The following is a 3,001-nucleotide window of genomic DNA, read 5'->3' on the forward strand; positions in this document are numbered from 1 at the left end:
AACCGTCGACCTCTTGCATGCCATGCAAGCGCTCTCCCAGCTGAGCTATAGCCCCGTTCCACAATCACTTTGTGCTGTGAACGGGGCGCATAATATGAAACCCGCTCAAAGCTGTCAACGGCTAAATTGAATTACTGAATCAAGCGTTGAAAAAGCCGCCAAATCAGCATCTTTGGCGCCAAAAAATCATCACTTTGCGCAGAGTTCATCCATTTTGCGCGCTACATCTCAAAATGGCGAAAGACCCTGCATATCACGTTGATTTTTAATTAACGGAATGTTAGCGAAATGCGCTTGAGTCGGACTACCGAGCGGCATAGACTGCCCGCGCCATAAACTTCATTACTATAAACCGAGTCCGTCATGTCTTTGCATTCACCAAAAGAAATCGCCGCCCTCGCCGTTCAGGCCGGGGTAAACAAAAGCCGCGCCCCGCTCGCTAATCTGCTGATTCTGGGCTTTCTCGCCGGCGCCTTTATCGCCACCGGCTTCCTGCTGGATATTCACGTCATCGGCACCCTGCCGGCCGAATGGGGCTCTTTCGGCGCGCTGTTGGGCGCAGCGGTGTTCCCGATCGGCCTGATCCTGACCATTCTGGCCGGCGGCGAACTGCTGACCGGCAACATGATGACCTTGCCAATGGCCTGGTTCGCTCGTGAAATCCCCGCCATCGCCGTGCTGCGCAACTGGTTTTGGGTCACCCTGGCCAACCTGGCCGGCAGCGTGGCCGTCGCCTACTTTTTCGGCCACCTGCTGGGCCTGACCGAAGGCGCGTTTTTGCATAAGACGCTGGCGATCGCGCAGGCCAAAGTGGATGCGGACTTCCTGCACGCCTTCATCTCCGGCGTCGGCTGCAACTGGCTGGTGTGCCTGGCGGTGTGGTTAGCCTTCGCCAGCAAAGATGTGCCGGGCAAAGTGATCGGCATGTGGTTCCCGGTCATGGCTTTTGTCGCCATCGGCTTCCAGCACGTGGTGGCGAATATGTTCATCATCCCGGCGGCCATCTTCGCCGGCGGCATGGGCTGGGAGCAGTATCTGCCTAATTTCGTCGCGGTATTTCTCGGCAATGCGCTGGGCGGCGCCGGCTTTGTCGGGCTGATGTATTTCCTCGCCTATCGCCCCGGTTTGCCGGCCAGCGAACACGCCTGACAACCGCCATGAAAAAAGCCCCGGGATTGCTCCTCGGGGCTTTTTCTTTATGGCGTAGCAGCGAATCAGGCTTGCGCTTCGCGCTCAGCGATGTAAGCCAGCGCCATATCGATGCGCTGCAGCGAACGCTTCTGGCCGATCGCATGCACGGTCACGTCCATGCCCGGCGACTGGCCGGCGCCGGTCACCGCCACGCGCAGCGGCATGCCGACTTTGCCCATGCCGACGCCCAGCTCATCCGCCGTGCCCTGAATGGCGTCGTGCACGTTTTCCGGCGTCCAGACGGTGATGGCGGCCAGCTTGGCGCGCACCGCTTCCAGCGGCTGACGCGCGACCGGACGCAGGTGCTTCTTGGCGGCATCGGCGTCGAACTCGCTGAAGTCTTCGTAGAAGTAACGGCAAGACTCCGCCATTTCCTTCAGCGTCTTGCAACGCTCGCCCAGCAGCTTGACGATGTCCTTCAGTTCCGGACCGTTGCGGGTTTCAAGACCCAGTTGCTCAACGTGCCACGCCAGATGCACCGCCACTTCTTCCGCCGGCATATGGTTGATGTAGTGATGGTTCAGCCACTGCAGCTTCTCGGTGTTGAACGCGCTGGCGGATTTGTTGATCGCTTCCAGCGTGAAGAACTCTTTCATCTCGTCGATGGAGAAGATCTCCTGATCGCCATGGGACCAGCCCAGACGCACCAGGTAGTTCAGCAGCGCCTGCGGCAGATAGCCGTCGTCGCGGTACTGCATCACGCCCACGGCGCCGTGACGTTTGGACAGCTTTTTACCGTCGTCGCCGAGGATCATCGACACGTGCGCGTATTCCGGCACCGGCGCGCCCAGCGCTTTCAGAATGTTGATCTGGCGCGGGGTGTTGTTGATGTGGTCTTCACCGCGGATCACATGGGTGATTTCCATGTCCCAGTCATCGACAACGACGCAGAAGTTATAGGTTGGCGAACCGTCGGTGCGGCGGATGATCAGATCGTCCAGCTCCTGGTTGCTGAATTCGATCGGGCCACGAATTTTATCGTCGAAGATCACCGACCCTTCCTGCGGGTTGCGGAAGCGCACCACGTGCGGTTCGTCGTCGGTGTGGCTGCACTGGCTGTCGCGGCAGTGGCCGTCGTAACGCGGCTTTTCGCCATTTTCCATCTGCTTCTCGCGCAGCGCTTCCAGACGTTCCTTGGAGCAATAGCATTTATAGGCCGTGCCCTGCTCCAGCATCTCATCGATGACCGCGTTGTAGCGATCGAAACGCTTGGTCTGGAAATACGGGCCTTCATCCCAATCCAGGTTCAACCAGTTCATGCCATCCATAATTGCGTCGATCGCGTCCTGGGTAGAACGTTCCAGATCGGTATCTTCGATACGCAGAACGAACTCACCGCCCGCATGGCGGCTGAACAACCAGGAATAAAGTGCGGTACGCGCGCCGCCGACGTGAAGATAGCCGGTCGGGCTCGGTGCAAAACGGGTTTTGATTTTCATTGGGTTCACTGCCTTATTACGCAACGCGTGTCGGCGGTTGCCGACGATTGCTCGGAATTGAAAAAAGAGTGGACGACATTGTATCACCACGCGCTAATTCCTCAACGCCGACACGATATTGCACCGGTCGATTTCGCGCGTTTTGCGGCGAGTTTCGCATAGCATCGCGCAAAGAATCGGCGCTGCTGGCGATTATTATCGCGCCCTGCCTAAATTTGCGGCGAACGATTGAAATCATTTTAAAAACCGTTGACTCACTTTGAACTATCCCTATAATGCGACTCCAATAAGACGGGGCGATTAGCTCAGTTGGTAGAGCATCTCCTTTACACGGAGGGGGTCGGCGGTTCGAGCCCGTCATCACCCACCAT

2 protein-coding genes and 1 tRNA gene are annotated in these 3,001 nt (G+C 57.8%); 2 read left to right on the forward strand and 1 reads right to left on the reverse strand.

All coding sequences use genetic code 11. The annotated features are described in order from the left end of the window. The first annotated feature begins 363 nt into the window (after positions 1-363). A complete protein-coding gene (locus MMS95_RS24040; RefSeq protein WP_049189264.1) occupies positions 364-1,149 on the forward strand; it encodes a formate/nitrite transporter family protein in 786 nt (261 codons plus the stop codon). Positions 1,150-1,214: 65 nt separating this feature from the next. Here MMS95_RS24040 and gltX read toward each other — a convergent pair whose 3' ends face one another. Then, a complete protein-coding gene (gene gltX, locus MMS95_RS24045) occupies positions 1,215-2,630 on the reverse strand; it encodes a glutamate--tRNA ligase (protein ID WP_015378659.1) in 1,416 nt (471 codons plus the stop codon). A 294-nt stretch (positions 2,631-2,924) separates the two neighbouring features. Between gltX and MMS95_RS24050 the strand changes: the two genes are divergently transcribed. Further along, positions 2,925-3,000 (forward strand) — tRNA-Val (locus tag MMS95_RS24050). Position 3,001: the final 1 nt, after the last annotated feature.

It is taken from the genome of Serratia sp. PGPR-27 (assembly GCF_022678525.1).
Taxonomy (GTDB): Bacteria; Pseudomonadota; Gammaproteobacteria; order Enterobacterales; family Enterobacteriaceae; genus Serratia; species Serratia nematodiphila.